The following is a 25,645-nucleotide window of genomic DNA, read 5'->3' on the forward strand; positions in this document are numbered from 1 at the left end:
ATTTAAGAACATTTGGTTGTATTTTTGATGCCTTAATACAGGTTCAAAAACATTGAACCTTTTCCTAAAAAAACTGAAACGATTTTATGACAAAACTGATTTGGATAGATGATGAAGTAGATTTACTAAAACCTCATATTGTATTTTTAGAAAACAAGGGTTACCAGGTTTCCGCGGTGAATAATGTGAATGAAGCGCTGGAAATGATAGAAAAGGAAAATTATGTCCTGGCACTTCTTGATGAAAATATGCCGGGAATTTCCGGTCTGGAGGCGATTCCGATGATCAAAAACATCGACTCAGCGATTAAGATCGTAATGGTAACCAAGAATGAAGAGGAACAGATCATGGAACAGGCGATCGGGTCGCAGATCGCGGATTATATCCTGAAGCCTGTGAATCCCAATCAGGTTCTGCTTTCCCTGAAGAAAAACCTACAGGAGGACACACTTGTGGAACAGAAAACGATCCTTGAATATCAGCAGGAATTCCGGAACCTCTCGATGGAGCTTTCCTATCTGCGCACGTACCAGGACTGGGCGGAGTATTATAAAAAGATCCTGAACTGGGAGATTAAATTCGATAAGGTTTCCGACAATGAATTCATGGATCTGCTGCAGTCTCAGAAAGAGGAAGCCAACATTCGGTTTTCCAAATTTATCGAAAGGAACTATGAGGACTGGCTGAATACGTCCGATAAACCGATGATGAGCCACACGCTCTTCAAGGACAAGATCAAAACGGAAGTTGAAAAAGAGAAAGTATTGCTTCTGATGATCGATAACCTGCGCTATGACCAGTGGAAAGTCATCGAACCGCTTTTTACGAAATTCTATAACAAGACCTCGGAAGATTACTATTTCAGTATTCTGCCAACTGCTACACAATATGCGCGGAACGCTTTTTTTGCAGGTTTACTGCCTTCGGAAATCGAGAAACGCTTCCCGCAATATTGGTTTAATGATAATGAAGACGGAAATAAAAACGAACACGAACGCGATTTTCTGGAGGATCAGATGAAACGCTTGGGCCTTTCCGCGAAAAGCATGAAATACCTGAAGATCCTGAACTCCGATTTTGAAAGAAAAATTCTCGACGATTTCAACCAGCATAAAAACAATGATCTGCTCGTTATCGTCTATAATTTTATCGATATCCTGTCCCACGCCAAAACCGACAATCACATTGTAAACCAACTGATCCGTGACGACAAGACTTTCCGGTCGCTCACTTACAACTGGTTCGAGAATTCTTCTTTGCTGAAGATCATCAAGCAGGCAGCGGAAAGTGGATTCAAACTTGTCATCACTACCGATCACGGAACGATTTATGTGAAGAAACCCAGCAAGGTTGTGGGCGACCGCGAAACTTCTACCAACATCCGGTATAAAACCGGCAGAAGTTTAACTTACGAAAACAGTGATGTTTGGGCAATTTCCAATCCCGAAAAACTATTTCTGCCCAAAGGCAATTTAAGTTCTAAATATATTTTTGCCAAAAATAATATATTCCTGGCGTACCCGAAAAATTACAATCACTTTGTGAATTATTATAAGGAAACCTACCAGCACGGTGGAATTTCCCTGGAAGAGGTTATTATTCCGATCAGCATTTTAGAACCCAAATAGTTTTTTTTCATAGTTTATTTGATTTGGGCTCTGTTGGGCGGGAAAGATCTAAGATTTTTCCCGCCTTTTTATGATTAAAAATTTCGTACCCCACCCCAGTCTTGGAAATCACCGCTCGAATTGGTATTTTTGAAAAAACTTTCCATGAAGATCATTTCTTATAACGTCAACGGCATCCGCGCAGCTTTTACTAAAGATTTTGTGGGCTGGCTGCAGGTAGCGAATCCCGATATAATCTGCATTCAGGAAAGCAAAGCCGGCACAGATCAGATCGATATCGCAAGTTTTGAACGGATCGGCTATCACAGCTTCTGGCATTCGGCCCAGCGCAAAGGATATTCAGGCGTGGGAATCGCATCCAAAGTTCAGCCGAACTATGTAGAATATGGTTGCGGAATCGAGCATTACGACAGCGAAGGGCGAATTATGCGCGCCGATTTTGATGATTTTTCAGTAATCTCGGTCTACGTTCCGTCGGCTTCCAACATTTTGCGGCTGGAATATAAAATGGCTTTCTGCTATGATTTTCTGGACTACATTAAAAACTTAAAGAAAACCATACCCAACCTTATTATTTCCGGCGACTTCAATATTTGCCACCAGGAAATTGACATTCACAATCCTGTGGGTTTAAAAAACACTTCAGGTTTTCTGCCGATGGAAAGGGAATGGCTTACCAAATTTATAGAGGAATGCGGCCTTATCGACAGTTTCCGGCACTTCAATGATCAGCCGGATTACTATTCCTGGTGGAGTTACCGCCAAAATTCCCGCGAGCGCAACAAAGGCTGGAGGCTGGACTATAATTTTGTTTCCACTGAGTTACAGGAAAAATTGCATCGCGCTGTAATTTTAAAGGAGGTTTTTCATTCCGACCACTGCCCGGTACTTGTTGAACTGAAATAAATTCCGGGTTTCATTTTTTTAAACCTTTATCAAATTCCTATCATCGTACTGAATTTACTGATGTAAAAAAGACATTCTCTTCCTTTCACATACTATTCCGCATTCATAACCAAATTTATTGTTATGCATCCAATTGCAGTGGCACATAATTTGGTTCGTATTTTTTACCTGGATAAAGCTCTGTTTTCCCCTGCAACAGAGTAAGCCGGGAACCTTTCAGATTTTTACCGTTTACAGGATTTACCTGCTCTTTTTTTCTACATTTCCAGCCGCTGGTTAGGTGGAGAACAAGAAAAGTCTGAATATATAGTACGCAACAACATTAAAAATAAACGATATGGAAGCTAACATTAAAAACCGAAAATCATATTCTTTCGATATGATTGTTTTTTGCCACCTGCGCTGGGACTATGTTTATCAGCGGCCACAACATCTCCTCAGCCGGCTTGCAAAGGATTACCGGATCCTGGTAGTTGAAGAACCGGTTGCACACACGCCTCATTCCAAAGGCTCATTTAACCTTCGGGAAGTGGAACCGAATGTTCATGTATGTCAACCCGCAATTGATGATATTGAGAATTTAGGACCCTACCTCAAAAAGCACCTTCACAACACGCAGTTCACCGTTGGCTGGTTTTATTCCGCCGCCTTTGTTTCGGTTTTGGAAACGCTTGAGTTCGAAACTGTAGTTTACGACTGTATGGATGAACTTTCTCTTTTTAAAGGCGCCTCAGCCAAACTGATCGAGCAGGAAAATACGCTGCTGGCCGCGGCGGACACCGTATATACCGGCGGTAAATCACTGTATGAATCAAAAAAACTGAAGCACCACAATGTGCACTGTTTCCCAAGTTCAGTGGATGTCGGCCACTTTTCCGGTGAATCGAAGACCGGGCAGGAAAAGCCGGCAGATCTGAGAAATATCGCACAACCTATCGTCGGTTATTACGGCGTGATCGATGAGCGCATTGATCTGGAACTCTTGCGCAAAACAGCAGAAAAAGCACCCGACTACTCTTTCGTGATGATCGGTCCTGTTTGCAAGATCGAGGAATCAGACCTTCCGCGCGCGGCAAACATTCATTATCTGGGCATGAAATCATATGATGAGTTACCGCAGTATCTGCAACATTTTGATATCGCGATGATGCCTTTCGCACTGAACGATTCCACTAAATTTATCAGCCCCACTAAAACGTTGGAATACATGTCGGCCTACAAACCGATCATCTCCACACGAATCCGAGATGTAGAAAGGGATTACAGCCACTGCATTTCGCTTATTGATGATGAAAATGACTTCTGTCGTGCGTTGCAAAACAACACCGCCGAAAAAGTGGCTGCTTACGACGAGATCCTGGAAAAGACTTCCTGGGATGCAACTGCTGAAAAAATGAGTACCATAATTAAAGGAGTGTTGGCATGAAAAGTATTGATATTCTAATAATCGGTGCCGGCATTTCCGGTGCCACTTTAGCAGAACGTTACGCTTCGCTTGGGAAGAAGGTATTAGTCCTGGAAAAACGTGACCATATCGCAGGAAACTGCTACGATTTTATTAATGAAAACGGCATCCTGGTTTCCAAATACGGCGCGCATCTTTTCCATACCAATGACGAGGATGTCTGGGAATATGTAAACCGCTTTGGCTCCTGGTATCCCTGGGAGCACAAAGTGGTGGCCCGGGTTGATGACAAAACGGTTTCCATTCCGGTGAACATTACCACTGTAAATACTTTATTTGATGAAAATATCTCTACTGAAGAGGAGATGAAAAACTGGCTCGACAAAAACCGCGTGGTTTATGAGCCTGCAAAAAACGGTGAGGAAGCGGTACTGAACCGCGTGGGACCCGTACTTTATGAAAAGATGTTTAAACACTACACAAAAAAACAGTGGGACAAATATCCGGCGGAACTTCATGCCTCAGTTTTAGAAAGAATTCCGGTGCGTACGAATTATGATGACCGTTATTTCTCCGATAAACACCAGGCTTTGCCAAAAGGCGGCTACACGAAGATCTTCGAAAAAATGTTGGATCACCCAAATATAACAGTTCTTCTCAATACCGACTACTTCGACGTTAAAGATCAGTATTCCGGTTACGAAAAGCTTTTTTATACAGGTCCGGTCGACCGTTTCTTCGAATTTAAAGAACAACTCACTGAAAAACTGGAATACCGCTCCATTAATTTCATTACTGAACATCTGGATCAGGAATATTATCAGGAAAACAGTGTGGTAAATTATCCTGGCCAAGAAGTGGATTTTACCAGAATCGTCGAATACAAACATTTTGGTGATCAGAAATCGGATAAAACGACCATCGTTAAGGAATTTACCGTTGACCAGGGCGAACCTTATTACCCTGTTCCAAACGAAAAAAATCAACTCATCTACGAAAAATACAAAGAAAAAGCCGATGCTTTGAAAGACGTATATTTCGTAGGCCGCTTAGCAAACTATAAATATTTTAATATGGATCAGGCCTTTAAAAATGCTCTGGATCTGTTCGCAGAGCTTGAAGCTGAAAATTTACAGGAATATGAGACCGCAAAAGTTATTTAAAAGTTTCTTTATGGGCGGTTTCGAATGTGCCGATCACATCAACCGCCATGGCGACAGAGTAAACCTATTGCAGGAAACCCAACATGACATCCGTGTAGCAGAAGATTACAGACTGCTCTCAAATCTGGGAATCAGAACTGTGCGCGAGGGAATCTGCTGGAGCGAGGTGGAGAAGCAACCCGGCGAATATAATTTCCTGGAAGTTTTGAACCGTATGAATGTAGCGCGGGAATTTGGTATACAGCAGATCTGGGATCTGATCCACTTCGGTTACCCGGATGGTCTTTTTCCTACACATCCACATTTTGGCCGCCGCTTCGAAGGACTTTGCCGTGCACTTGCGAGATTTTATAAAAAACATTTTGCAGAGCCGCTTCTAGTCGTGCCGGTGAATGAGATCAGTTTTCTTTCCTGGCATTCGGGCGAGAACCGGGGAACCGTTCCCTTTGCTTCACACAATGGCTGGGACATTAAATATCATTTATGCAAAGCCGCCTTGCAGGGAATACGTGTCTTAAAGGAAGAACTGCCGGACTGTAAAATCGTTTTGGTAGAACCGCTCATACGCATCCACGCCTGCGAGGAAAACGAAGAAGTGCATCACCGCAACGAATATCAGTTTGAAGCAATGGATATTATTGCGGGAAGAATGTGCCCGGAACTTGGTGGCGATGAAAGCTATCTGGAAATTCTGGGATTTAATTATTACTGGAACTGCCAGTGGCGTGGGGAAGCCGAAAGTCTGGAATGGCCTGATCACCGCCGCGAACGTGTCCCGCTGCATCAACTTATTCTGGATGCTTATCATCGGTACAAAAAACCTGTCTTCCTTTCAGAAACGGGGCATTTCGGTGATGGGCGCGTGGACTGGTTAGAGGAAATTACTGAAGAGTGTTTCCTGGCGAAAGAAGCCGGTGCAGATTTTCACGGAATTTGCATTTATCCGGTCACGGACCGCCCGGATTGGGATGATCTGACGTCTTATCCGAAATGCGGCCTATTTGATCTGGATGAAAATAAAAACCGGATTGCCGAGATTCCTTACATACAGTCACTCATCAATCAGCAGGAACGCCTGAATGTTTTGCACGAATTTTAAGTAAAAACAACACTAAAAATAAACACTATGGAAAATACAACTAAAAAGGTCGGAATTACTTTCAGCTGTTTCGACCTTCTTCATGCCGGTCATATCCGCATGCTTGCGGAAGCGAAAACCCAGTGCGATTATCTGATCGTGGGACTTCAGACGGATCCTACAATCGACAGACCGGAAAAAAACAAACCTACACAAACTGTTGTCGAACGGTATATTCAGTTGAAAGGCTGCAAATATGTCGATGAGATCATTCCGTATGCCACCGAAAAAGATCTGGAAGACATACTGAAGCTGTACAAAATAGATGTGCGGATTATAGGTGTAGAATATAAAGACAAAGACTTTACGGGAAAAGACTTTTGCGAAAAACAAAACATTAAATTGTATTATAACGAGCGGCACCACCGTTTCTCGAGTACCAATCTGCGCAAAGAAGTTTACCAGCGCGAAAGCCAGAAACTGAAGAAAGTTTCCGATAAAGTTGTAGGTATTTAAGCAGTTTCAATTATCAGTATTCAATCTAATATGGCAATATGAAGAAATTTTTGCGCGAAAACAGTTTATCGGTCGTCTTTTTTGTTTTATTTCTCTTCTCAATAGCAGGACAGATCTTTTTTGGACTCCACGAGTACAACAAAGATCTTGAAGAATGGGGCGGAAAGGCTGTAACACTGACTTCATATTTAAAGTCGGGCCACTTTTTCGAAGCTACTTTTGAAAACTGGGAAAGCGAATTTCTTCAAATGGCTCTTTTGGTCTGGTTCACTATCTTTTTGCGGCAGAAAGGCTCCTCGGAATCCAAAAAACCTGAAGGCGGCAATGATGTCGACCGCGAACCGTCGGCGTTGAGAAAAGGCGCGCCATGGCCCGTAAGGAAAGGCGGAATCTGGCTGAAGGCTTATAACAATTCATTAACGCTGAGTCTGTTTGCACTCTTTATAATCTGTTTTGTGCTGCATGTGTATGGCAGTTTAAAGGATGCCAACACCGAAAACATGCTGCAGGATAAACCTCTGGTGAGTCTGGGCGATTATCTGACAGGCTCCAGACTTTGGTTTGAATCCTTCCAGAACTGGCAGAGCGAGTTTCTGTCGATATTCTCAATTATTGTGCTGTCAATTTTCCTGAGACAAAAAGGTTCGTCGCAATCGAAGCCGGTAGATGCACCACACGATCAGACCGGCGACTGAATTTATAGCGGATAAATACGGCGGTAGGCTTTCTGTTGGTCTTATTTTTGTAAGTTTTAAAAACGGATCACACTTTCATTAAAAATATAAACATTAAAAAAAATTATTATGGCAAAGTCAACAAGCTCAGATAAAAAATCTGCAGCAACTTCAAAAACTAGTTCAAAATCCGCCGGCAGTACTACGAAAGCGCCAAAGAAAAGCGCATCTGCAGGAAAGATCAGACCAGAAAAAGATGCAGCTGAAAACCTGCGCGAATTTTTAGTTGACGGAATTAAGGACCTGTACTGGGCAGAAAAAGCCCTGGTAAAAAATCTGCCGAAAATGGCCAAGAACGCCACTTCACCGAAACTCGTGCAGGCAATTAACAAGCATCTGCAAGAAACTGAAACTCAGGTAACGCGTTTGGAAGGCGCTTTCAAAGCCTTAGGTGAAAAAGTTAAAGCGCAGAAATGCGACGCGATGGACGGGTTGCTGAAGGAGGCCGAAAGCATCATGAAAGAAACCGAACCGGGCGCCGTAAGAGATGCCGCGATCATCGCAGCTGCGCAGAAAGTGGAGCATTACGAAATTGCTTCATACGGAACCATGGCGACCTACGCTAAACTCCTCGGTGAAAAAGAAGCCTTAAACCTTTTAAAAGAAACATTAGGCGAAGAAAAAAACTGTGATACAGATCTTACAAAATTGGCGATAAGCGAAATCAACATCAAAGCGAAAAATTCGTAAAAAGCGCCAGAAAATCAAAAAGCCGTTTCGATTTCCCGAGACGGCTTTTTTTTGTTAAAATTTAATTTAATCGTTGTCGATAATTTCGTATTCTATGGGCATCGTACCTCTTGCAGGATTTCCGATGGCCTTGAACGCTGCTTTGGAGAGATCCAGTGCTCTGGAGGAGTGGAAGGGACCGCGGTCATTCACTTCAACTTCCACACTTTTTCCGGTTCTCAGGTTTGTGACCTTCAGGCGGGTTCCAAACGGGAGCGTTCTGTTTGCGGCGGTCATTTTGGAGTTACTGAAAATGTCTCCGCTCGCGGTTTTTCTACCATTAAACTTATCGTGATAGAACGATGCAAAACTTGTTTTGGCATCTTCGGCATTATACTTGTTAAATGAGTACATACCGAGTGTTGAAATCATCATCATGATTACGAGAGTTGCTCTTTTCGTCATTTTGAATTTATTTTTTGGGTTTTGACTCTGCAAATTTATTCCTAAAATGAGTTTTACAACAGTCGATAGGTTAAACTCCGTTAAGGAATTGTTAATTTTTTGTTAACAACACCCGCATTCCCACTAATAGCGCAAGTTTCCAAAGGTTCTTAATTTGTGTTAAAATCATTGTGTAAATGTTAATTTTATTAACTAATTACCGCATAACATCACTACTTTTACCAATTCAACCTATTGATATGCAAACCATTAAAGCAAAAAACCTCCGGAAAAATCCGAAGGTTTTATCTATTGGGTTCACCAATACTTTTTTAGAAGTTTTTTCCTTAAAAACTGTCGATTCTTAAATGAGTTCCCCATACAAATCAAATTCTTCCGCTCCGGTAATCCTGATATCTGCAAAACTACCGACGGATAAATAGGTGTTTTCTGCCGGCACCAGAACAGTATTATCCACATCCGGTGAATCGTATTCTGTTCTGCCTACGAAATAATTTCCTTCTTTCCGGTCGAATATGCAGCGGAAGGTTTTGCCGATCTTCTCCTGATTCTTCTCCCATGAGATCTGCGCCTGCAACTCCATGATTTCTTCGACACGCGCATCTTTTACTTCCTGCGGCACGTCATCATTTAACACAAATGCAGTGGTATTTTCCTCGTGTGAATAGGTAAAGCAGCCAAGCCGGTCGAAACGCTGCGTGCGGACCCATTCTTTCATTTCCTGAAACCGCTCTTCCGTTTCGCCCGGAAAACCTACAATTAGCGTTGTACGGATTGCCATATCGGGAACTTTTTCACGGAACTTAGCAAGCAGCGCATTGGTTTTCTCATGTGTGGTACCACGCTTCATGGCTTTCAGCAAATCAGAATTTATATGCTGCAACGGAATGTCGATATAGTTGCAGACTTTGGGTTCATTTTTAATGATTTCGAGTACATCTTCCGGGAAGCCTGTCGGAAAAGCATAATGCAGGCGTATCCATTCGATTCCCTCTACTTTTACCAGCCGAAGAAGCAAGTCACCAAGCGCCCGTTTTTTATAAATATCCAAACCGTAATAAGTAAGGTCCTGCGCGATTAATATAAGTTCTTTCACACCTTTTTTAGCAAGCTTTTCCGCTTCAATGACGAGATTTTCTATAGGTGTTGATATGTTTTTTCCGCGCATTAAGGGAATTGCGCAAAACGAACAGGGGCGGTCGCAACCTTCGGCGATCTTTAAATAAGCGTAATGTTTAGGAGTTGTCGTCATGCGTTCGCCGACCAGTTCATGTTTATAGTCTGCGCCTAAATGCTTCAATAAAATGGGGAGGTCGCGCGTACCAAAATACTGGTCTACATCGGGAATTTCTCTCTGCAGATCCGGCATATACCTTTCCGAAAGGCAACCGGTCACAAAAACCTTTTCCACCTCGCCACGGTTTTTTGCTTCTACAAAATCCAGAATGGTGTTGATGCTTTCTTCTTTTGCGCTGTCGATAAACCCACAGGTATTGATTACAACAATGTCTCCGCGGTCTTCGTGCACGACTTCTTTACCGTTGGCCTGAAGCTGACCCATAAGTACTTCGGAATCGTATACATTTTTGGAACAACCCAGAGTAACAATATTAATTTTCTTTTTTCCGACTGATTTTGTGCGCATTATAAAAATTTTGTGGGCGCAAAGATAGTGATATTAATGCGAAATCAGTCGGCACCATGCTCATCTTCTTCGAAACTGTGTGCGGAAAGCTGTTCTTTTTTAGCTCTTTTTTCAAAAAGCAGGCCGAGCATCATTACAAATGTAGTGAGCAGAATAACCTGTATAACCACCGATTCATTAAGGTAAGGAAAGCGGTCTTCCGGAGCAATGCTTAAAAACAGCAACACAGTGATCAGACCTCGTGGGGCGATATAAAACAACGGCTGCATATCCATTTTCCCAATCTTTAAAAACACAGCGCGCAACACATAAATTGCAACTACAATTGACAGTGACCACACCAGCGAATCCTGATTGATGATATCCTCGGTCTTCAACACAAAACCGAAAACTATAAAAAACAGCGTCCTAACAATAAAAGTGGCTTCTATAACCACATCTTTAAAATGGCGGACCTCCCGGGTTAGTTTTGTAAACCTGAAATTCCGCATCCACTTTACATTTTTCAGTTCATCGACATTACCAAGGACAAGCCCGAAAAAAAGAATAAATATAAGCGCAGGCAAATGATAAATTTTTGAGATCTGGTAGATCAGAATATTAAGAATAATGATCGGCCCATATTTGATGTGATGATCAATCTTAGCCAATAAAAAAGCCAGGACCAGCGATGCCACGACCGAAATCAGCAACATGAGCAGAAACTGCAGACTGAAATGAAAAACACCCGCAAACGTAATTGCAGTGCCGAAAGTCGCAAAATTGAAAAAGATAACGCCAATAATATCCGAGAGACTGCTTTCGTACGTCACAAACTGCCGCTTGTCGTGGGTGAGATTAATGGCACTCGGTATAGCAATAGAACTGCTGATGATACAGAAAGGAATGATATTGATTAAAGCTTGTTTAAATGGAATGCCCCACTCCACGCTCAAAAATATTGAAAATCCCACGGCGATTATAACGACCGGGACCAGGGCAATAAGCGCGGATTTTTTGATCACCGTTTTCGTCGATCTGTTAAGTTCGAGTTCCAGGGAACCTTCCAGAACGATCAATATCAAACCAATTGTTCCGAGAATCGGCAGAATAACATTGAGATTGGGAATGATGATGTTGAACAGCCCGCCGACCTGATTCAGAAACCAGCCGAGCACCAGCAGGAAAATGACCGACGGAACTTTTGTAAACTTCGAAGTAATGTCGAAAACATATGACAGCAGCAGGATTACGCAAATTCCAATGATAAAGATTTCAGCCATAAAGTAAATATATAAAAAAAAACCGCAAATGGTTTTTGCAGTTTTCAGAACAGGTTATTTTAATGATTAACTTTTTAATAATTATCTGACAAGGTCTTTCAGGTAATTGCCGTAGCCGCTTTTACCGTATTTCTCCGCGGATTTCAGCAGCTGTTCTTCATTAATGAAACCTTTGGAAAAAGCAATTTCTTCGATACATGAAATTTTGAAACCCTGTCGCTTTTCGAGCACTTTTACAAATTCTGATGCTTCGTGCAGAGAATCGAATGTTCCGGTATCCAGCCAGGCCGTTCCGCGACTCATCACGCCTACTTCGAGTTGATTTTTCTCCAGATATATTTTGTTGATGTCGGTAATTTCCAATTCACCGCGGGGCGACGGTTTTAAATTCTTGGCATATTCAACCACCGAATTATCGTAAAAATAAAGGCCGGGCACGGCGAAATTGGATTTTGGATCTTCAGGTTTTTCCTCAATTGATACCGCCTTCAGATTCTCATCAAATTCTACCACGCCATACCGTTCCGGATCGGAAACCTGATAAGCAAAAACGCAACCACCTTTTACCGTGGTCTTACTTGCTAAAAGTTTCGGTAAACCCGCCCCATAAAAGATATTATCACCCAAAACCAACGCTACAGAATCGTCGCCAATAAATTCTTCACCCAAAATAAAAGCCTGCGCCAAACCATCGGGACTTGGCTGCACTTTATACTCAATTTTACAGCCGATTGAGGAACCGTCGCCCAGCAGTTTTTCAAAACCGCCAATATCGTGCGGTGTAGAAATGATGAGGATTTCCCTGATCCCTGCCAAAAGCAAAGTCGACAGCGGGTAATAGATCATCGGTTTGTCGTAAACCGGCATGAGCTGTTTGCTTACGGCAATGGTTAATGGATAAAGTCTTGTTCCGGAACCGCCGGCGAGTATTATTCCCTTCATCTTATGAGTATTGTTTGTCGTAATATTTTTGATAATCGCCAGAAGTGACGTGTTCTAACCATTCCTTATTTTCAAGGAACCAGTCAATCGTTTTCCCCAATCCTTCTTCAAAAGTTACGGATGGTTTCCAGCCCAATTCTTTATTTAATTTTGTGGCATCGATGGCGTAACGCAGATCATGGCCGGGACGGTCTTTTACGTAAGTGATCAGTTTTTCGGAATGACCTTCGGGATTGCCCAGTTTCGCATCCATTTGTTTGATGAGTTCTTTTACCAGATCGATGTTTTTCCATTCATTCCAGCCACCAATGTTGTAGGTTTCGCCTGTTTTTGCTTCGTTAAATATCTGGTGAATAGCTTTCGCATGATCTACTACAAAAAGCCAGTCACGCGTATACTTGCCGTCGCCGTAAATTGGAAGCGGTTTTCCATTTAAAATATTTGAAATACAAAGCGGGATTAATTTCTCGGGGAAATGATTTGGCCCGTAATTGTTGGAGCAGTTGCTGATGATAAACGGCAGGCCGTATGTATTCCCGTAGGCGCGCACCAAATGATCGGAAGCGGCCTTGCTGGCGGAATAAGGAGATTTCGGATCGTAAGCCGTATCTTCCAGGAAAAATCCGGTTTCACCTAAACTTCCGTACACCTCATCGGTGGAAACGTGGTAGAAAAGATTCGTTCTTTTTTCATCCGGAAAGTTTCCGTGTTGATGGTCTGGGTTTAAGGTCCAGAATTCTCTGGCCAGATTCAAAAGATTTGCAGTTCCGTTAACATTGGTATTGATGAAAGCGTTCGGATCCGTAATACTCCGGTCCACATGGCTTTCAGCAGCTAGATGTACGATTGCATCAGGTTGGTATTTCTCAAAAACCTTTCTTAATTCGTCGGGTTTTGTGATATCAGCCTTTTCAAAAACGTAATTCGGTTCGCTCTCGATATCTTTTAAATTCTCCAGATTTCCGGCGTAAGTCAGCGCATCCAGATTGATGATTGTTGAGTTCGGATTATTTTTTACAAACTCCCGCACGACATGCGAACCGATAAAGCCGGCACCACCGGTGATGATTATATTTTTCATGATTTTTTAAAAATTTCCTTCTGCAAAGGTAGGTTGAATTTTATCTTTGTCGGAAAGCACCACATCGGCAGCAGCCAGTCTCCAGTCGATCTGCAGGTCACTGTCGTTCCATAGCACGCCGCCTTCGGATTCCTTATTATAGTAATTATCACATTTATAGGAGAATACCGCAGTTTCCGAAAGCACAGAAAAACCATGTCCGAATCCACGCGGTACATAAAACTGGAGTTTATTTTCACCGCTAAGCTCCACGCCAAACCATTTGCCAAAGGTTGGTGAATCTTTTCGCAGATCTACAGCTACATCCCACACCGTGCCTTCCAGACAGGAAACGAGTTTCGCCTGGGCATGCTCCCCTTTTTGAAGATGAAGTCCACGCAGCACGCCATAAGTTGATTTCGAAATATTATCCTGAACGAAATGTCCGTTTAAACCCGTAAGGTGCTCAAACTTCTTTTCATTGAATTTTTCAAAAAAATAGCCGCGCTCATCTTCGAAAATTGTGGGCTCTATAATGCAGCAGTCTTTGAGAGAAGTCTCAGTTACTTTCATTTTTTTAATGCTTAATAATCGTATAAAAGGTATTGAAAATAATTTTTATGTCTTTGAAAACACTGTTATCTGCGATATATTTCAGATTCAGATTCAGTTTTTCGGGCATGATTTCTTCGATATATAGTTTTTCGGGCTCAGAGCTGGCAGAGAGCAAATCATTTTCATTTCTGAATTTAATGGAAGCATAATCTGTTATTCCCGGCCGTACGGTGAGCACTTTCTGCTGTTCCGGATTATAGAGGTCTGTATATTTCTGAACCTCAGGCCGCGGGCCTACAAATGACATATCACCGAGTAAAACATTGAAAAGCTGTGGCAATTCATCCAGTTTATACTTCCGGAGCGTATAACCGACCGCGGTAATTCTCGGATCACGGCTGCCTACAGTCAGGGCGCCTTTAGAAAACGAATCAGGACGCATGGTACGGAATTTAAATACCCGAAATATCTTGCCACCTTTTCCGGTGCGGGGTTGGCGGTATAAAATCCCTCCTTTACTGTCTGCCAAAATTAAAACCGAAATAATCAGGAAAAAAGGCAGCAGAATTAAAATGCCGGAAAAGGAAAACACAACATCGAAAATGCGCTTCATTATTTAATTTTATGGTAGGCCTTCTCCACCGATTCGCAGATATAATCAATCTGTTCATCAGTGAGCTGCGGATATATCGGCAGGGATATTTCGCGAGCGTAATTGTCATAAGACACCGGATAGTCTTCTATCTTATAGCCCAGATTTTTAAATAAAGTAAGCATTGGCATCGGAATAAAATGAACGTTCACTGATATTCCGTCTTCGGCAATCGAAGCCATCATGTCATCCCGCTGTGTTTCTGTAATCCCATTGATCCGCAAAGCATACAGGTGATAGCAGGCAGTTCGTTTTTTATCTTTCATCACCGGGATCTGCGCCCATTCCTTTGACTCAAAAAAAGCATGGTACCTTTCAGCAACGCGCTTTCTTTCCGAAATAATTGCCGTATCGTGTTTTCTGATCTGCGCCAGACCTAAGGCAGCACAAATATCTGGCATATTAACCTTCAACCCCTGGAATATAATGTCATACTTCCAGTTATTGGAACCGCCCTGAGCTTTTGTAAATGCGTCCTTTGTCTGACCATTCAGCGTCCAGAGACGCATGGTCTTATATTCTTCTGCGTTATCGAAAGGCGCAGGAAGATTGATGCAGATGGCGCCACCTTCAGCCGTGGTAATATTCTTTACAGCATGAAAGGAGAAAACGGTAATATCGGTTAAAACACCGGTTGGTTGGTTATTATAAAAAGCGCCAATAGAATGTGCGGCATCTGAAAGCACTAAAATACGGCCGAGTTTTTTCTGATTTTCAGAATGCGGTTTAAAATTCCTTACAGCATCCGCGGAGTGAACCAGTTCGTTGATCGCGTCGTAATCGCAGGTTAAACCTGCAATATCCACGGGCATGATGACTTTTGTATTTTCAGTCAGCGCAGCTCGTATTTTCTCTACATCTACGGTAAGGTCTGCATTTACATCGACCATTACAGGTGTACCTCCGCAGTGTAAAACTGCCAACGCGGTGGCACTGTAAGTATATGCAGGTATGATCACTTCATCTCCTTCGGAAATCCCGAACCATTTTAAAACCAATATAGCGCCCGAGGTCCAGGAATTTACACAAAGAGCTTCGGCCACGCCAGTGAGTTTTTTCACTTCATTTTCCAAATCTTTCACTTTAGGACCCGTGGTGATCCAGCCGGACTGCAGTGTATCGATTACCTCAGAAATTACGTCCTGATCAACGAAAGGAGGAGAGAAAGGAATTTTCATTTAGTTTTATTATAAATATTTTAAGCGTTCTTCTTCAGAAACCTGTACATTTTTCTGTGCTGATAACTTTCAAAAACTTCGTGGATCTCATAGCCACAGTCTTTGTAGAACTGAACCGCTTTTTCATTATCGTCTACATCTGTCGTAAGGGCAACAGGCAGATGATCCGTATTTTTTCGGGCCACTTCCTTTTCAAATTCGTCGAGAAGGAATTTGCCGTAGCTTTTTTTATTTTTTAATGTCGCTATACTCAGCAACTCGGCAAAAATAGGATTATTTTTTGATGATGTACGGGAATTAACCGCCATCCGCTTCAAAGCGGCGGGATTTGAGAATAAAATACGGATACCCACGAGGAAAAACCTGGAAAAACTGTTCAGTAACAGCTTCCTGTAAAATCCCCTGTTATCTCTGCTGCCCGCTGCAAAACCTTTTATGGCTCCCTCATCTTCAAGTACCAGAAGAATTGCGGGTTCCTTAAGAAACGCGCCATAAAAAACCCTGAGAAAAGGCTTCCCCAGTGTAGACAGAAAAAAACCGGAAAACCGCTCAGAATGAATATCTACTATTTTCTGAATATCGTTTTTGACCGCTTTCCTAACCCTCATAAATATTTTCTCATAAATTCATCAACCTTGCTGCTCCCGCTGAGCGTAATACATTTGTGTAAATAAAGTTACAAACTTTCTATGATTTTTGTGATTTTTTTAAGATTTCCGCTTTTGGAAAAATTTTCCATGGCGTACTTAAAACCATTTTCTCCTTTCTGCTGGATTTTTTCGCTACTCCAGGAGGCAATTTCGCGTATAGCGCCCACCAGTTTTTCGGGATCTTCGGGTTCAACCACTATTCCGGCATCGGCATCAGAAATAGCTTTGGCGGTATCACTATCCACATCCAAACTTCCAATAATAGGCTTTTTGGAGAACATATATGCCGGTAATTTAGAAGGTATGGAACTGTATGCGCCATTCTTTTTTACAGGCAGCAACATCACATCGGCAATAGCCTGCGTTTGTGGAACCTTCCCTTCGGGCACAGACATAAATTCCACATTATGTGCATTCAGACTTTTTGCCAGATTTTCGCAGTCTTCTTTTTTGGAGCCGCTGCCTGCAATAACCAGACGAGAATTAGGAACTGCTGCCTTTACAAAACATTCAATCAGAAATTCTACGCCGGCAACGGGACCGTTATTTCCCAGATACATATAAGTAAAAGGAGTGTTTTCCGTATGTTTTGCAGCCGCAGTACTTTCATCCAGATATTGAATAAAAGTATTTTCATCCTGCCAGTTGACAATAACGGAAAAATGATCTAAAGGCAGATTGCGGGTCTTTGCCAGATACGCTTTCATGTTATCGGAGATACATAAAACCTTGGTTGAGTTCTGCAGAATAAACCGGTCTTTCTTTAGTAATATACTTTGTATAAGTCCTTTTCCTACAGGCAGTTTATTGGTAAGAGATTCAGGATATATGTCCTGAATGATCGTCACACAGGGAATATTATATTTTTTCGCAGCCTTAATGATTGCTTCCTGGGAAAACAACGGCCACGCATTCATATAAACCAACTCTATGTCTTTGTGATTTTCTGTAATATAATCGTAACACCATTTACCAAAGCTTTTGCTTTCTTTGTACCTTCCCAATAAAGTCATCTGCGGACTTGTAAAAGAATCGGTCACTAAATGCTCAAAGTTGTGACTGGCCACGCGCTTTTCATCAAACTTAAAATTAAAAGGACGCGTCGGTTTTGGTGTTATTACTTTAACCTTTCCTGTTTCCGACAACGCTGTAGCCACATCAAACATAACCTGTCCGGAGACGGTAGGTTCTGGCGGGAAAACGCAGGAAATAATTAATTTGTACTTCATATCATTAAATTATACAGCCAAAATCTGCAAAACAGTTGCAATTAACTGCTTGCAGATCATGATTTTTAGACGGATTTCTTTGCTTGCTCATTAATCCAGTCGAAAGTTTTCTTCATTCCTTCAACCAAAGGCTGACTTACTTCCCAGCCAATTTTTTCGCGGTATAATTTATTGTCGGAATTTCTGCCTTTTACGCCGAGCGGACATTTAAAACCATATTTGTCCACAAATTCCTGTCCTTCGATATTGTGGATGGAAAGATCTTTACCGGAAATATCAATGGCGATCTGTGCAAGCTGGTTGATCGTCACCATCTCCTCACTACCAATGTTCACCGGACCTACAAAATCTGAGTGCATTAACCGCAGAACGGCCTCCACACATTCATCGACATAAAGGAATGATCTGGTTTGTAAACCATTTCCCCAGACTTCGATCTCGTCACCTTCTGCAGCTTCCACCACTTTTCTGCACATCGCAGCGGGGGATTTTTCTCTGCCACCTTTCCAGGTTCCCTGTGGGCCAAAAATATTGTGAAATCTTGCTACACGCACATCCAGGTTGTAGTTTCTTTTGAACGCCAGAAAAACTCTTTCCGAAAAAAGCTTTTCCCACCCATATTCAGAATCCGGATTTGCAGGATAAGCGGATGACTCTTCACAGTTAGGATTACTTGGATCCAGTTGGTTATGTTCCGGATACATGCAGGCCGACGAGGAATAGAAAACTTTCTTTACCTTTTTGGTTACGCTTTCTTTTGCCACATTTAAATTGATCATCGCTGAATTGTGCATCACGTTGGCATCGTTCTCACCGGTAAAGATATAGAGTGCACCGCCCATGTCAGCAGCCAGCTGATACAATTCATCAACTCCCTCTTCAATCACCAGTTCTACGACTTTTGGATCGGTAAGATCGCCTAAGATAAATTCGTGACAGATCTCCTCATGACGGAAATACTCATGATTCTTGATATCACAAATTCTCACGTGGTTTCCTTCGTCTTTTAATCTTTTAGCCAAGTGACCGCCGATAAATCCACCGCCACCTAAAACTACAATTTTTTTCATTTTTAAATATACTTTTTGTTATTGCTGTACCATTCGTACGTTTTGCAGAGGCCGTCCTGTAATTCTACAGAAGAAGACCATCCTTTATTTTTTAATTTGGACACATCCATTAATTTCCTGGCAGTTCCATCGGGTTTAGATGAATCCCAGAAAATTTCACCGGTATGGCCGACTATATTCTGAATAAGTTCTGCTAGAGCTTTTATCGTTAAATCGGAACCTGTCCCCACATTGTACAGGTTTTCCTCCATTTTATTTTCGATGGCAAATTTCACGGCATCTGCCAGATCATCCACATGGAGAAATTCCCGGAAAGGCCTGCCGCTCCCCCATAAAGTCACAGGAGTATTTCCATTAACCTTAGCTTCATCAAACTTCCTGATCATTGCAGGAATCACGTGCGACTTTTCCGCCCCAAAGGTATCAAAAGAACCATATAGATTGGTGGGAACTAAGCTAAAAAACTGTTTTTGATATTGCTGTCGGATGGCTTCACAGGCTTTAACACCGGCAATTTTTGCCACCGCATATGCTTCTGTATTATTTTCCAGAGGACCGCTGAGCAGATTCTCTTCCCGTAAAGGTTGGGGTGCCGACTCAGGGTAAATGCAGGAACTCGCTATAAAAATAAACTTTTGAACGTTATGATCAAGCGAACTGTCTATTAGATTATTTTGAATCTGCAGATTTTCCATCAGGAATTGATAGGGGAAATTACGGTTCGCCAAAATGCCGCCAACTCTGGCAGCAGCATCAATTACAATGTCGGGTTTTTTTGTGGCGAAAAACTCCTGTACCGATCTTTGGTCGCGAAGATCGATGGTGCAACGGTCTGCGGTAATGACATCGCCGTAACCTGCACGCTCGAGAGAACGTACTACCGCCCGGCCGACCATGCCCGTATGTCCGGCAATGTATACTTTACACGATTTCACAACTGCAAATCAGAGGAATTAAATTCTTTGATAATCATCCTCGATCCTGACAATATCATCTTCGCCAAAGTATGTTCCGTGCTGCACTTCTACGAATATTACTTTTTCGGTTGTAGGATTTTCGATCCGGTGTGTCGCTCCCAACGGGATGATTACTGTTTGTCCCGGCTTACAGGATATCTGCTCACCGTTAACAGTTACAATGGGGTTACCCTGTATAATCGTCCAGACTTCTGCTCTGTGCTTGTGATACTGCAAAGAAAGTCTACCTGCGGGGTTAACCATAATTCTTTTTACCTTATGGGTTTCGGCATCTTCCAGCACCCAATATTGACCCCACGGCCGAACATCATGTTCCATAGCTTTCTTTTAGTTTCGTTTAGCGAGTTCTCTGTACAGTTTAAAAAAACCCAGTCTCGCCTTGAGTTTTCCCTGGATATTCCGTTTCAAATTACTTGTATTGTTCTGATGAACGCGGTGATACAAAGTTTTCTCCTCAATATGAAGGTTGGCTTTCATATAGTTAGCCGCCATCGCAATCCACAGGTCATGTGCCTCCACATATCCAGGAATCGGCAGAATAACTGAAACTAAATCTCTTTTAAACGCCATCGCACAGCCGAAATATCCGATTTTCCCGGTAAAAATAGAAATAATATTCTTTCTGTACTGAAAACTGCCTTTTGCAGACACCTTATTCAGATTGTTCTTCACGATGTCACCTTCATCATTGATGCAGTTAAAATTACTGGACACCAGCATAACCTCGGGAAATTTACGGAAATAAGTTTCAAAAACCTCTAAACGCCCTTTTTCCCACAAATCATCCTGGTCGCACAAAAATATCAGCTCTTTCGTACTCAGTGAAATTGCTTTTTCAAAAGTTTTTACATGACGCAGATTTTTCTCATTCTTATAAATTTTTATTCTGCCGTCGCTGTAATTATTTATTATTTCAAGCGTATTATCTGTAGAATAGTCATCAACAATAATTATTTCGTCATCTTCATTTAACTGTGCAAGAACAGAATCCAACTGCTTGGCGATATATTTGCTACCATTGTAAGTTGTTATGCAAACGCTTTTGGTCATCAATGATTTTTAAATTGATTATATTGTGGTTTACGTGCAAAAATACATATTTTAAAATAAAAAAAATGAGCCGTTTCCTTTTAATATTAAGCGTTTTAATCTCAAATTTTATGTTCGGTCAAACGCTGAGCGTCCTTCAGTTTGGAGCGAATGGGAAAGATCTGAAAGATGACACTTTTGCTTTTCAAAAGTGCGCTGATCAGTTGGCTGCAATGGGCGGTGGCACTATGGAAATTCCACTTGGCACTTATTATATTTCCCACGTTAAATTTTTTGGTAAAAAGTACAGTAATATTACTGTGAATGGTAACGGCTCTGTTATTAATCAACTTGTACCCAAAAAAAGGGTTTCTGTAGAAAGCGGAAAATGGTTCACGTTCGCGGAAAGAAAAGGTGCGGACGGCTGTTTTGTTTTCGATGCACAGGTGAGCTACCAGACCAACGATAATTTAAGCATCAAGAACATAATTATCCGGGATCTAAAGTTTTTTTCAGACGTGAAAAAAAATAAATTCGATGAATTGCTCCACCAGATCTCTGCTCACGGCGTTTCAAATTTCAAAGTGCAGAACTGTCAGTTCATTGGTTTCCTGGGTGACGGCATTGCGGTAAATGCTTCTACAGATTATAAACAGTTCAGAAATGCCTATAATAAGGATATTGAAATAACAAACTGTACCTTCGACGGGGTTAATAATGATAACAGGCAGGGAGTGAGTATATATTATGCTGATGGTTTCCGGATTGAAAACTGCACTTTTAAAAACATTACAAGGCCAGACATGCCCGGCGCGATTGATATTGAGCCAAATGATGACCTGCAAATCGTAAGAAACGGCATTATAAAAAACTGTACGTTCGAAAATATTGGCGGTTTGGGTGCTATATGTTTTGTACTTCAGAAATCATCGGCGAAAAACGATTTTTCAAATAAGAATTTTTCAGTAGACAACTGCACATTTACTAATGTCGTGAGTCCGTTGACCGTCGTCGGAAATGACGGATTTAAAAATTTTGAGGGTCCCGACATTATAACTTTCAGCAATTCAACGGTTCAAAATACCAAATCAGTGGCCAACCTAATCAGCGCGTACGGGGTTAAGTTTTACAACGTGAAATATAATAATATAACAAGTGAGAACTTAAATGTGGTATCGGCAAATGGCGCACGTAATATTACCTTTGAGGATTGCGACTTCAACACGACTGCGAATCCCAATGGCCTGGGATTTTTCGGTGACACAGGCATGATCAACTTCATTAGATGTACTTTCACAAATTTTAAAATAAACGCAATTACCATCAACAGTCCCCAAGGTATTGGGACCATATCGAATAACAGATTTATTTCTACCTCATACCGCGGCGGGAAACCTTTGGTGACCGACTTCTTTAATAAAAAGTCCAGACTCAACAAGAAAGTGACGGGAAATATGAATTACGGCAATTTCACCAATCTGGATCTCTCCGTTTTCGAGAGATAAATTTGCCTAAACTGCCGATCTCACTTTTAAAAAAGCAAAGGTTTTATATTGAGCAGTCAAACGGAGTAAATGCGGAAGATCCACTGTAAAGAAAATCAACTTGCTGTTGTGGTGAATTTCTCGATACGCTTTCAGATCTTTCATAAACAGCCCATATCGGAATAATGCCTTCTCGAGATCATTGGTATCTGTGGAAAAGTTCTGGTCGAGCCGGAAATTTAAGAGATGAAGTCGGTCGATTTTTTTAGATGCCCTTTCAATAAATTCATGATCACAAAAATCAAGACGCAGTTTCTCACTATAGCCACCGGCCCGAAAATAATCGCTGACATGCACCATAAGTCCTGAGTTAATGCAGCTCACATTATTAAATTTCAAACTGTCCTCCAGCGGTTCTAAGATAAGTGATGAGCGGAAAAACCTGTAGTAACTCGGCGATATCAGTTTGTTGTTGGCAAAAACTTTGGGAGCCGCAAGACCTTGCGAATTTCGCATGGCAAAATCCTCATAGATTTTATAGGCATTCTTCGGTAAGTTCGAATCCTGGTCGAGGAAAACAAGCCATTCGAATTTATTACCCTTTGCAAAACCGGCGATGTAATTATAAGCGAATGCAATCCCCGGATTGTTTTGATAATGCACATAATTTAATTTAACATGCTGGGAATATTCTGGTAGCGTTAACACCCAGTCCTGTAAATCTGTATTGTCAAATATGAAGATGTTGATTTCATTATTCAAATGATCGTCATTAAAGGAAGCCAGCAGACTTGTAAATGATTCACATTCCCAAAAACGTTCCCTGAAACAGACAATACCAAAAAGTAAATCTTTCATAATTAAAAAAGCCAGGAGCGGTACGGTTTATAAATTTCGGAAACATCAACTAAATAATAGAGCTGCAATAACGAACAGGAGATGATCAGTATCCACGCAAACACTTTATAATTATCTTTAAAAAGCCGCAGGATCATTGGGAAAAGCAGTATCTGCACGACCGACAGAAGATCGAAACTTCTTGCCGAAAAAACCATTGCCGTATTACTCAACGCGAAGAATATAACCAGCGCCATGATGTTGATTCGAAACAGAACCTCGAACCATCTGTCATCCTTCAGTTTTTTATAATTAAAGGCGAAAATGAGAAAGAATAAAATCGATATTAAAATCTTGAAGTTGAAAATATTAAGTGCATCTTCCTTTGACCACTGCATGATCTCCAGATAAACTGCTACTCGGGGGAAAATGCGGTCCAAAAATAAAATCTGCAGCAGGTTTTGGTTGGTGATAATTATTAAAAAAGAAGCTCCAAGGGCGTAATAGTAATATTTTATTTTCAGGTTGAGCATGATCATAATCGAAACCAGCACAAATAAAACCGATGAATTATGGAAAAAAAAGGAAGTCAGGATAATCAGGAAAAACTTAAAGTAATTCTTATCAATAAGATAGGGCAACGACAGCAAAAATATTCCCGCTGCGATCCCGGCGCGGATTGTGGTCATCTCCTGCATGAGGAAAAGATAGCTTACATATAAAAAAATACTTAAAATATAGTTGACTGAATAGCGGTGTATAGCGATCATTTTGGTGGAAACGCCCAGACAGGCGAACACAAGAAAGCTAAAATTAATTACGTCGGTTTTAGAGTAAAAGATAAGTCGGGCGATTTTGTCCATAAAGAATATACAGTACTCCACGTTTATCTTTAAGTTATAAAATTCCTTTATACTTCTGAAGCGTGTACCAAAAAGATCTTTGTACATCCAGTAGTCATTATCTATATTCAGACGGGTTCCGGCAAAAACAGCAAGGATAATGGTGGCGATGACAGTAGCAGCCAACTTTTGCTTATAGAACAGGGCGGCTATAAAACACACAGATAAAATCACAAAATAATATATCATTCTGCTGTATTTAATTTATTGCTGTTATTATAAAGTACCATCGTCTAAAAGCTGTAACTTATTTTAAATCAATTTGGTTTTATTGTTGTCAAACTGTAATATCTATTTGACATATCTTTTTATGCGCATCAGACATAAAACATTTATTAGTATTAAAATTTCCGCTTAGCCAGCATGAACGCACCGTACATCACTACACAAAGATATAATTCTGAAATAAACACCGAAACTGCTGTGCCATAAAAGGAGTACTTGTAGGTGAGAGGCACAACCAGTAATACATTCAACACTGCTGTGGATAACAATACGTTAAAAAAAACTTTGTCTTTGCCCATATTCAGAAGCATTTGAGTTCCTGAAAGGTTATTAAGAAAAATAAATAAAGGAAGCAGACTCAAAATTCTTACAATTTTCTCGGCGCTCTCCATGCCACTGCCAAAAATAAAATACACCACGTCGTGCGAAAATATAAATATTAAAACAATAACAGGCACATACAGAATACTCCCCAGTAATGCGATCCTGTTTACATTTCTGTACGCTGCTAACTTATTATTCTTCAAAAGGTTAGAGAAATATGGATACAATGATGCCACTACAGGAACCTGAATGATGGCCAGCGCCCTGATCACTTTGTCTGCGGAGGAAAAATAAGCCACCGCCGTATTGCCGGCAATAAAACCAAGTACAATTATATTGAAACTGCTGAAAAACGATATTTTAACCTGCGACAGAAAGACATACAAACCGGATCTGAGCTGCTGCTTAACTGCTTGCAGTGAGCTGATCACGTACCTTAACCGGTATGTTCGGTAAGCATGAAGATATGAAAATAAAAATGCAAATAAAAACCCCAAACCGGTCAGAATGGGAACAATCCAGTAGTCTGCCTCTTTTTTGACCAACAGAAAGATCAGTAATGTAAAAAACAGCTTAATGATGGAATTCTGAATGGTAATTCCCTTTAAATTCTGCATTCCCTGAAAAAACCAGACCGGCAGCAGATTCTGAAAACATACACCGGCAAAAATGACCAGATACAGCGAATAATATGCTCTGAACTTAGGGACTGCCAAAAGCAATATGCATAAGATGACTGCAGAAATTAAGATCAGTACAATTTTCGAAGTGGTCACACTGTTGAAAATCCTTGCGAGTTCTTTGGGGTTGTCGGAATTCACGGCTACTTCCTTCGTAGCGGTAAGGTTGAAGCCATAATTCACAATAATCCCAAAATAGGCAATGGTTGCTGCGGCAAAATTAAGCAGGCCCACTTTATCTAAACCAATATGCCGAATCAGATAAGGAATGGTCACCAGGGGCAAAAGCATGTCCAATCCGTACATTACGGATAATGAAAAAAAGTTTTTCATTATGACCCGTAGATTGCTGCTCAGCGTTATTTTTTTCAACAAAAGAT

At 41.3% G+C, this 25,645-nt stretch carries 26 protein-coding genes; 9 read left to right on the forward strand and 17 right to left on the reverse strand.

The annotated features are described in order from the left end of the window. Positions 1-86 precede the first annotated feature (86 nt). The 8 genes from porX to H562_RS0112460 all read left to right on the forward strand — a co-directional run bounded on the left by porX (position 87) and on the right by H562_RS0112460 (position 8,120). On the forward strand, positions 87-1,628 hold the full coding sequence (gene porX, locus H562_RS0112425) for a T9SS response regulator signal transducer PorX (protein WP_027377802.1): 1,542 nt from the start codon (positions 87-89) through the stop codon (positions 1,626-1,628). A 144-nt stretch (positions 1,629-1,772) separates the two neighbouring features. Next, complete coding sequence (locus H562_RS0112430; RefSeq protein ID WP_027377803.1) at positions 1,773-2,534, forward strand: exodeoxyribonuclease III; 762 nt, start codon at positions 1,773-1,775, stop codon at positions 2,532-2,534. A 337-nt stretch (positions 2,535-2,871) separates the two neighbouring features. Then, positions 2,872-3,960, forward strand: a complete 1,089-nt coding sequence (locus tag H562_RS0112435; RefSeq protein ID WP_034691125.1) for a glycosyltransferase — start codon at positions 2,872-2,874, stop codon at positions 3,958-3,960. Then, a complete protein-coding gene (glf, locus tag H562_RS0112440; protein WP_027377805.1) occupies positions 3,957-5,102 on the forward strand; it encodes a UDP-galactopyranose mutase in 1,146 nt (381 codons plus the stop codon). Before H562_RS0112435 ends, glf begins: the two co-directional genes overlap by 4 nt. After that, a complete protein-coding gene (locus H562_RS0112445; RefSeq protein ID WP_027377806.1) occupies positions 5,080-6,201 on the forward strand; it encodes a glycoside hydrolase family protein in 1,122 nt (373 codons plus the stop codon). The genes glf and H562_RS0112445 overlap by 23 nt, the downstream gene beginning before the upstream one ends. 27 nt (positions 6,202-6,228) lie before the next feature. After that, a complete protein-coding gene (locus H562_RS0112450) occupies positions 6,229-6,696 on the forward strand; it encodes an adenylyltransferase/cytidyltransferase family protein (protein WP_027377807.1) in 468 nt (155 codons plus the stop codon). Positions 6,697-6,734: 38 nt separating this feature from the next. Next, on the forward strand, positions 6,735-7,391 hold the full coding sequence (locus H562_RS0112455) for a DUF6766 family protein (RefSeq protein WP_027377808.1): 657 nt from the start codon (positions 6,735-6,737) through the stop codon (positions 7,389-7,391). Between the two features lie 108 nt (positions 7,392-7,499). Next, on the forward strand, positions 7,500-8,120 hold the full coding sequence (locus H562_RS0112460) for a YciE/YciF ferroxidase family protein (protein WP_034691126.1): 621 nt from the start codon (positions 7,500-7,502) through the stop codon (positions 8,118-8,120). A gap of 66 nt (positions 8,121-8,186) precedes the next feature. Here the strand turns inward: H562_RS0112460 and H562_RS0112465 are convergent, their stop codons facing one another. The 14 genes from H562_RS0112465 to H562_RS0112535 form a co-directional block, all read right to left on the reverse strand. Further along, positions 8,187-8,564 carry a septal ring lytic transglycosylase RlpA family protein gene (locus tag H562_RS0112465; protein ID WP_027377810.1) on the reverse strand — a complete coding sequence of 126 codons (378 nt, stop codon included), beginning with the start codon at positions 8,562-8,564 and terminating at the stop codon, positions 8,187-8,189. A 343-nt stretch (positions 8,565-8,907) separates the two neighbouring features. Further along, a complete protein-coding gene (rimO, locus tag H562_RS0112475) occupies positions 8,908-10,209 on the reverse strand; it encodes a 30S ribosomal protein S12 methylthiotransferase RimO (protein ID WP_027377811.1) in 1,302 nt (433 codons plus the stop codon). Positions 10,210-10,253: 44 nt separating this feature from the next. Then, positions 10,254-11,471, reverse strand: a complete 1,218-nt coding sequence (locus tag H562_RS0112480; RefSeq protein ID WP_027377812.1) for a cation:proton antiporter — start codon at positions 11,469-11,471, stop codon at positions 10,254-10,256. A gap of 81 nt (positions 11,472-11,552) precedes the next feature. Beyond that, on the reverse strand, positions 11,553-12,413 hold the full coding sequence (gene rfbA, locus H562_RS0112485; protein WP_027377813.1) for a glucose-1-phosphate thymidylyltransferase RfbA: 861 nt from the start codon (positions 12,411-12,413) through the stop codon (positions 11,553-11,555). A gap of 1 nt (position 12,414) precedes the next feature. Beyond that, positions 12,415-13,494 (reverse strand): dTDP-glucose 4,6-dehydratase, encoded by a 1,080-nt coding sequence (rfbB, locus tag H562_RS0112490; RefSeq protein WP_027377814.1) that lies wholly within the window; start codon positions 13,492-13,494, stop codon positions 12,415-12,417. A gap of 6 nt (positions 13,495-13,500) precedes the next feature. Beyond that, positions 13,501-14,046: a dTDP-4-dehydrorhamnose 3,5-epimerase gene (gene rfbC / locus H562_RS0112495; protein ID WP_027377815.1), complete on the reverse strand. Its 546-nt coding sequence runs from the start codon at positions 14,044-14,046 to the stop codon at positions 13,501-13,503. A 4-nt stretch (positions 14,047-14,050) separates the two neighbouring features. After that, on the reverse strand, positions 14,051-14,641 hold the full coding sequence (locus tag H562_RS0112500) for a sugar transferase (RefSeq protein ID WP_027377816.1): 591 nt from the start codon (positions 14,639-14,641) through the stop codon (positions 14,051-14,053). Then, positions 14,641-15,858, reverse strand: a complete 1,218-nt coding sequence (locus H562_RS0112505; RefSeq protein ID WP_027377817.1) for a DegT/DnrJ/EryC1/StrS family aminotransferase — start codon at positions 15,856-15,858, stop codon at positions 14,641-14,643. The genes H562_RS0112500 and H562_RS0112505 overlap by 1 nt, the downstream gene beginning before the upstream one ends. Before the next feature lie 20 nt (positions 15,859-15,878). Next, positions 15,879-16,466 carry a GNAT family N-acetyltransferase gene (locus H562_RS0112510; RefSeq protein WP_034691129.1) on the reverse strand — a complete coding sequence of 196 codons (588 nt, stop codon included), beginning with the start codon at positions 16,464-16,466 and terminating at the stop codon, positions 15,879-15,881. A 68-nt stretch (positions 16,467-16,534) separates the two neighbouring features. Further along, positions 16,535-17,737, reverse strand: a complete 1,203-nt coding sequence (locus tag H562_RS0112515; RefSeq protein ID WP_027377819.1) for a glycosyltransferase family 4 protein — start codon at positions 17,735-17,737, stop codon at positions 16,535-16,537. A 65-nt stretch (positions 17,738-17,802) separates the two neighbouring features. After that, a complete protein-coding gene (locus tag H562_RS0112520; RefSeq protein WP_027377820.1) occupies positions 17,803-18,807 on the reverse strand; it encodes an NAD-dependent epimerase/dehydratase family protein in 1,005 nt (334 codons plus the stop codon). Between the two features lie 2 nt (positions 18,808-18,809). After that, on the reverse strand, positions 18,810-19,742 hold the full coding sequence (locus H562_RS0112525; protein WP_027377821.1) for a GDP-L-fucose synthase family protein: 933 nt from the start codon (positions 19,740-19,742) through the stop codon (positions 18,810-18,812). Positions 19,743-19,760: 18 nt separating this feature from the next. Further along, positions 19,761-20,102 carry a phosphomannose isomerase type II C-terminal cupin domain gene (locus H562_RS0112530; RefSeq protein ID WP_027377822.1) on the reverse strand — a complete coding sequence of 114 codons (342 nt, stop codon included), beginning with the start codon at positions 20,100-20,102 and terminating at the stop codon, positions 19,761-19,763. A gap of 9 nt (positions 20,103-20,111) precedes the next feature. Beyond that, on the reverse strand, positions 20,112-20,834 hold the full coding sequence (locus tag H562_RS0112535) for a glycosyltransferase (protein WP_156832001.1): 723 nt from the start codon (positions 20,832-20,834) through the stop codon (positions 20,112-20,114). 65 nt (positions 20,835-20,899) lie between these two features. Between H562_RS0112535 and H562_RS0112540 the strand changes: the two genes are divergently transcribed. Further along, complete coding sequence (locus H562_RS0112540; RefSeq protein ID WP_169463280.1) at positions 20,900-22,318, forward strand: right-handed parallel beta-helix repeat-containing protein; 1,419 nt, start codon at positions 20,900-20,902, stop codon at positions 22,316-22,318. Between the two features lie 6 nt (positions 22,319-22,324). On the opposite strand, the gene H562_RS0112545 is transcribed toward H562_RS0112540, so the two are convergent. The 3 genes from H562_RS0112545 to H562_RS0112555 form a co-directional block, all read right to left on the reverse strand. Continuing rightward, positions 22,325-23,155: a glycosyltransferase family protein gene (locus tag H562_RS0112545; protein WP_027377825.1), complete on the reverse strand. Its 831-nt coding sequence runs from the start codon at positions 23,153-23,155 to the stop codon at positions 22,325-22,327. A gap of 2 nt (positions 23,156-23,157) precedes the next feature. Further along, positions 23,158-24,225, reverse strand: a complete 1,068-nt coding sequence (locus H562_RS0112550) for an EpsG family protein (protein WP_027377826.1) — start codon at positions 24,223-24,225, stop codon at positions 23,158-23,160. Positions 24,226-24,377: 152 nt separating this feature from the next. Next, positions 24,378-25,598: an oligosaccharide flippase family protein gene (locus H562_RS0112555; protein ID WP_084466371.1), complete on the reverse strand. Its 1,221-nt coding sequence runs from the start codon at positions 25,596-25,598 to the stop codon at positions 24,378-24,380. Positions 25,599-25,645: the final 47 nt, after the last annotated feature.

Origin of the sequence: Kaistella palustris DSM 21579, from assembly GCF_000422265.1 — a bacterium.
Classification (GTDB): domain Bacteria; phylum Bacteroidota; class Bacteroidia; order Flavobacteriales; family Weeksellaceae; genus Kaistella; species Kaistella palustris.

Excerpts from the sequence above, each read along its gene's own strand:
- H562_RS0112510 (WP_034691129.1), bottom strand. The coding sequence starts at position 16,466 with ATGAGGGTTAGGAAAGCGGTCAAAAACGATATTCAGAAAATAGTAGAT.
- H562_RS0112435 (WP_034691125.1), top strand. The coding sequence starts at position 2,872 with ATGGAAGCTAACATTAAAAACCGAAAATCATATTCTTTCGATATGATT.
- H562_RS0112530 (WP_027377822.1), bottom strand. The coding sequence starts at position 20,102 with ATGGAACATGATGTTCGGCCGTGGGGTCAATATTGGGTGCTGGAAGAT.
- rfbB (WP_027377814.1), bottom strand. The coding sequence starts at position 13,494 with ATGAAAAATATAATCATCACCGGTGGTGCCGGCTTTATCGGTTCGCAT.
- H562_RS0112555 (WP_084466371.1), bottom strand. The coding sequence starts at position 25,598 with ATGAAAAACTTTTTTTCATTATCCGTAATGTACGGATTGGACATGCTT.
- H562_RS0112505 (WP_027377817.1), bottom strand. The coding sequence starts at position 15,858 with ATGAAAATTCCTTTCTCTCCTCCTTTCGTTGATCAGGACGTAATTTCT.
- H562_RS0112540 (WP_169463280.1), top strand. The coding sequence starts at position 20,900 with ATGAGCCGTTTCCTTTTAATATTAAGCGTTTTAATCTCAAATTTTATG.
- H562_RS0112500 (WP_027377816.1), bottom strand. The coding sequence starts at position 14,641 with ATGAAGCGCATTTTCGATGTTGTGTTTTCCTTTTCCGGCATTTTAATT.
- H562_RS0112465 (WP_027377810.1), bottom strand. The coding sequence starts at position 8,564 with ATGACGAAAAGAGCAACTCTCGTAATCATGATGATGATTTCAACACTC.
- H562_RS0112515 (WP_027377819.1), bottom strand. The coding sequence starts at position 17,737 with ATGAAGTACAAATTAATTATTTCCTGCGTTTTCCCGCCAGAACCTACC.
- H562_RS0112445 (WP_027377806.1), top strand. The coding sequence starts at position 5,080 with ATGAGACCGCAAAAGTTATTTAAAAGTTTCTTTATGGGCGGTTTCGAA.
- H562_RS0112460 (WP_034691126.1), top strand. The coding sequence starts at position 7,500 with ATGGCAAAGTCAACAAGCTCAGATAAAAAATCTGCAGCAACTTCAAAA.
- rimO (WP_027377811.1), bottom strand. The coding sequence starts at position 10,209 with ATGCGCACAAAATCAGTCGGAAAAAAGAAAATTAATATTGTTACTCTG.
- rfbA (WP_027377813.1), bottom strand. The coding sequence starts at position 12,413 with ATGAAGGGAATAATACTCGCCGGCGGTTCCGGAACAAGACTTTATCCA.
- porX (WP_027377802.1), top strand. The coding sequence starts at position 87 with ATGACAAAACTGATTTGGATAGATGATGAAGTAGATTTACTAAAACCT.
- rfbC (WP_027377815.1), bottom strand. The coding sequence starts at position 14,046 with ATGAAAGTAACTGAGACTTCTCTCAAAGACTGCTGCATTATAGAGCCC.
- H562_RS0112535 (WP_156832001.1), bottom strand. The coding sequence starts at position 20,834 with ATGACCAAAAGCGTTTGCATAACAACTTACAATGGTAGCAAATATATC.
- H562_RS0112520 (WP_027377820.1), bottom strand. The coding sequence starts at position 18,807 with ATGAAAAAAATTGTAGTTTTAGGTGGCGGTGGATTTATCGGCGGTCAC.
- H562_RS0112480 (WP_027377812.1), bottom strand. The coding sequence starts at position 11,471 with ATGGCTGAAATCTTTATCATTGGAATTTGCGTAATCCTGCTGCTGTCA.
- H562_RS0112550 (WP_027377826.1), bottom strand. The coding sequence starts at position 24,225 with ATGATATATTATTTTGTGATTTTATCTGTGTGTTTTATAGCCGCCCTG.
- H562_RS0112545 (WP_027377825.1), bottom strand. The coding sequence starts at position 23,155 with ATGAAAGATTTACTTTTTGGTATTGTCTGTTTCAGGGAACGTTTTTGG.
- H562_RS0112450 (WP_027377807.1), top strand. The coding sequence starts at position 6,229 with ATGGAAAATACAACTAAAAAGGTCGGAATTACTTTCAGCTGTTTCGAC.
- glf (WP_027377805.1), top strand. The coding sequence starts at position 3,957 with ATGAAAAGTATTGATATTCTAATAATCGGTGCCGGCATTTCCGGTGCC.
- H562_RS0112430 (WP_027377803.1), top strand. The coding sequence starts at position 1,773 with ATGAAGATCATTTCTTATAACGTCAACGGCATCCGCGCAGCTTTTACT.
- H562_RS0112455 (WP_027377808.1), top strand. The coding sequence starts at position 6,735 with ATGAAGAAATTTTTGCGCGAAAACAGTTTATCGGTCGTCTTTTTTGTT.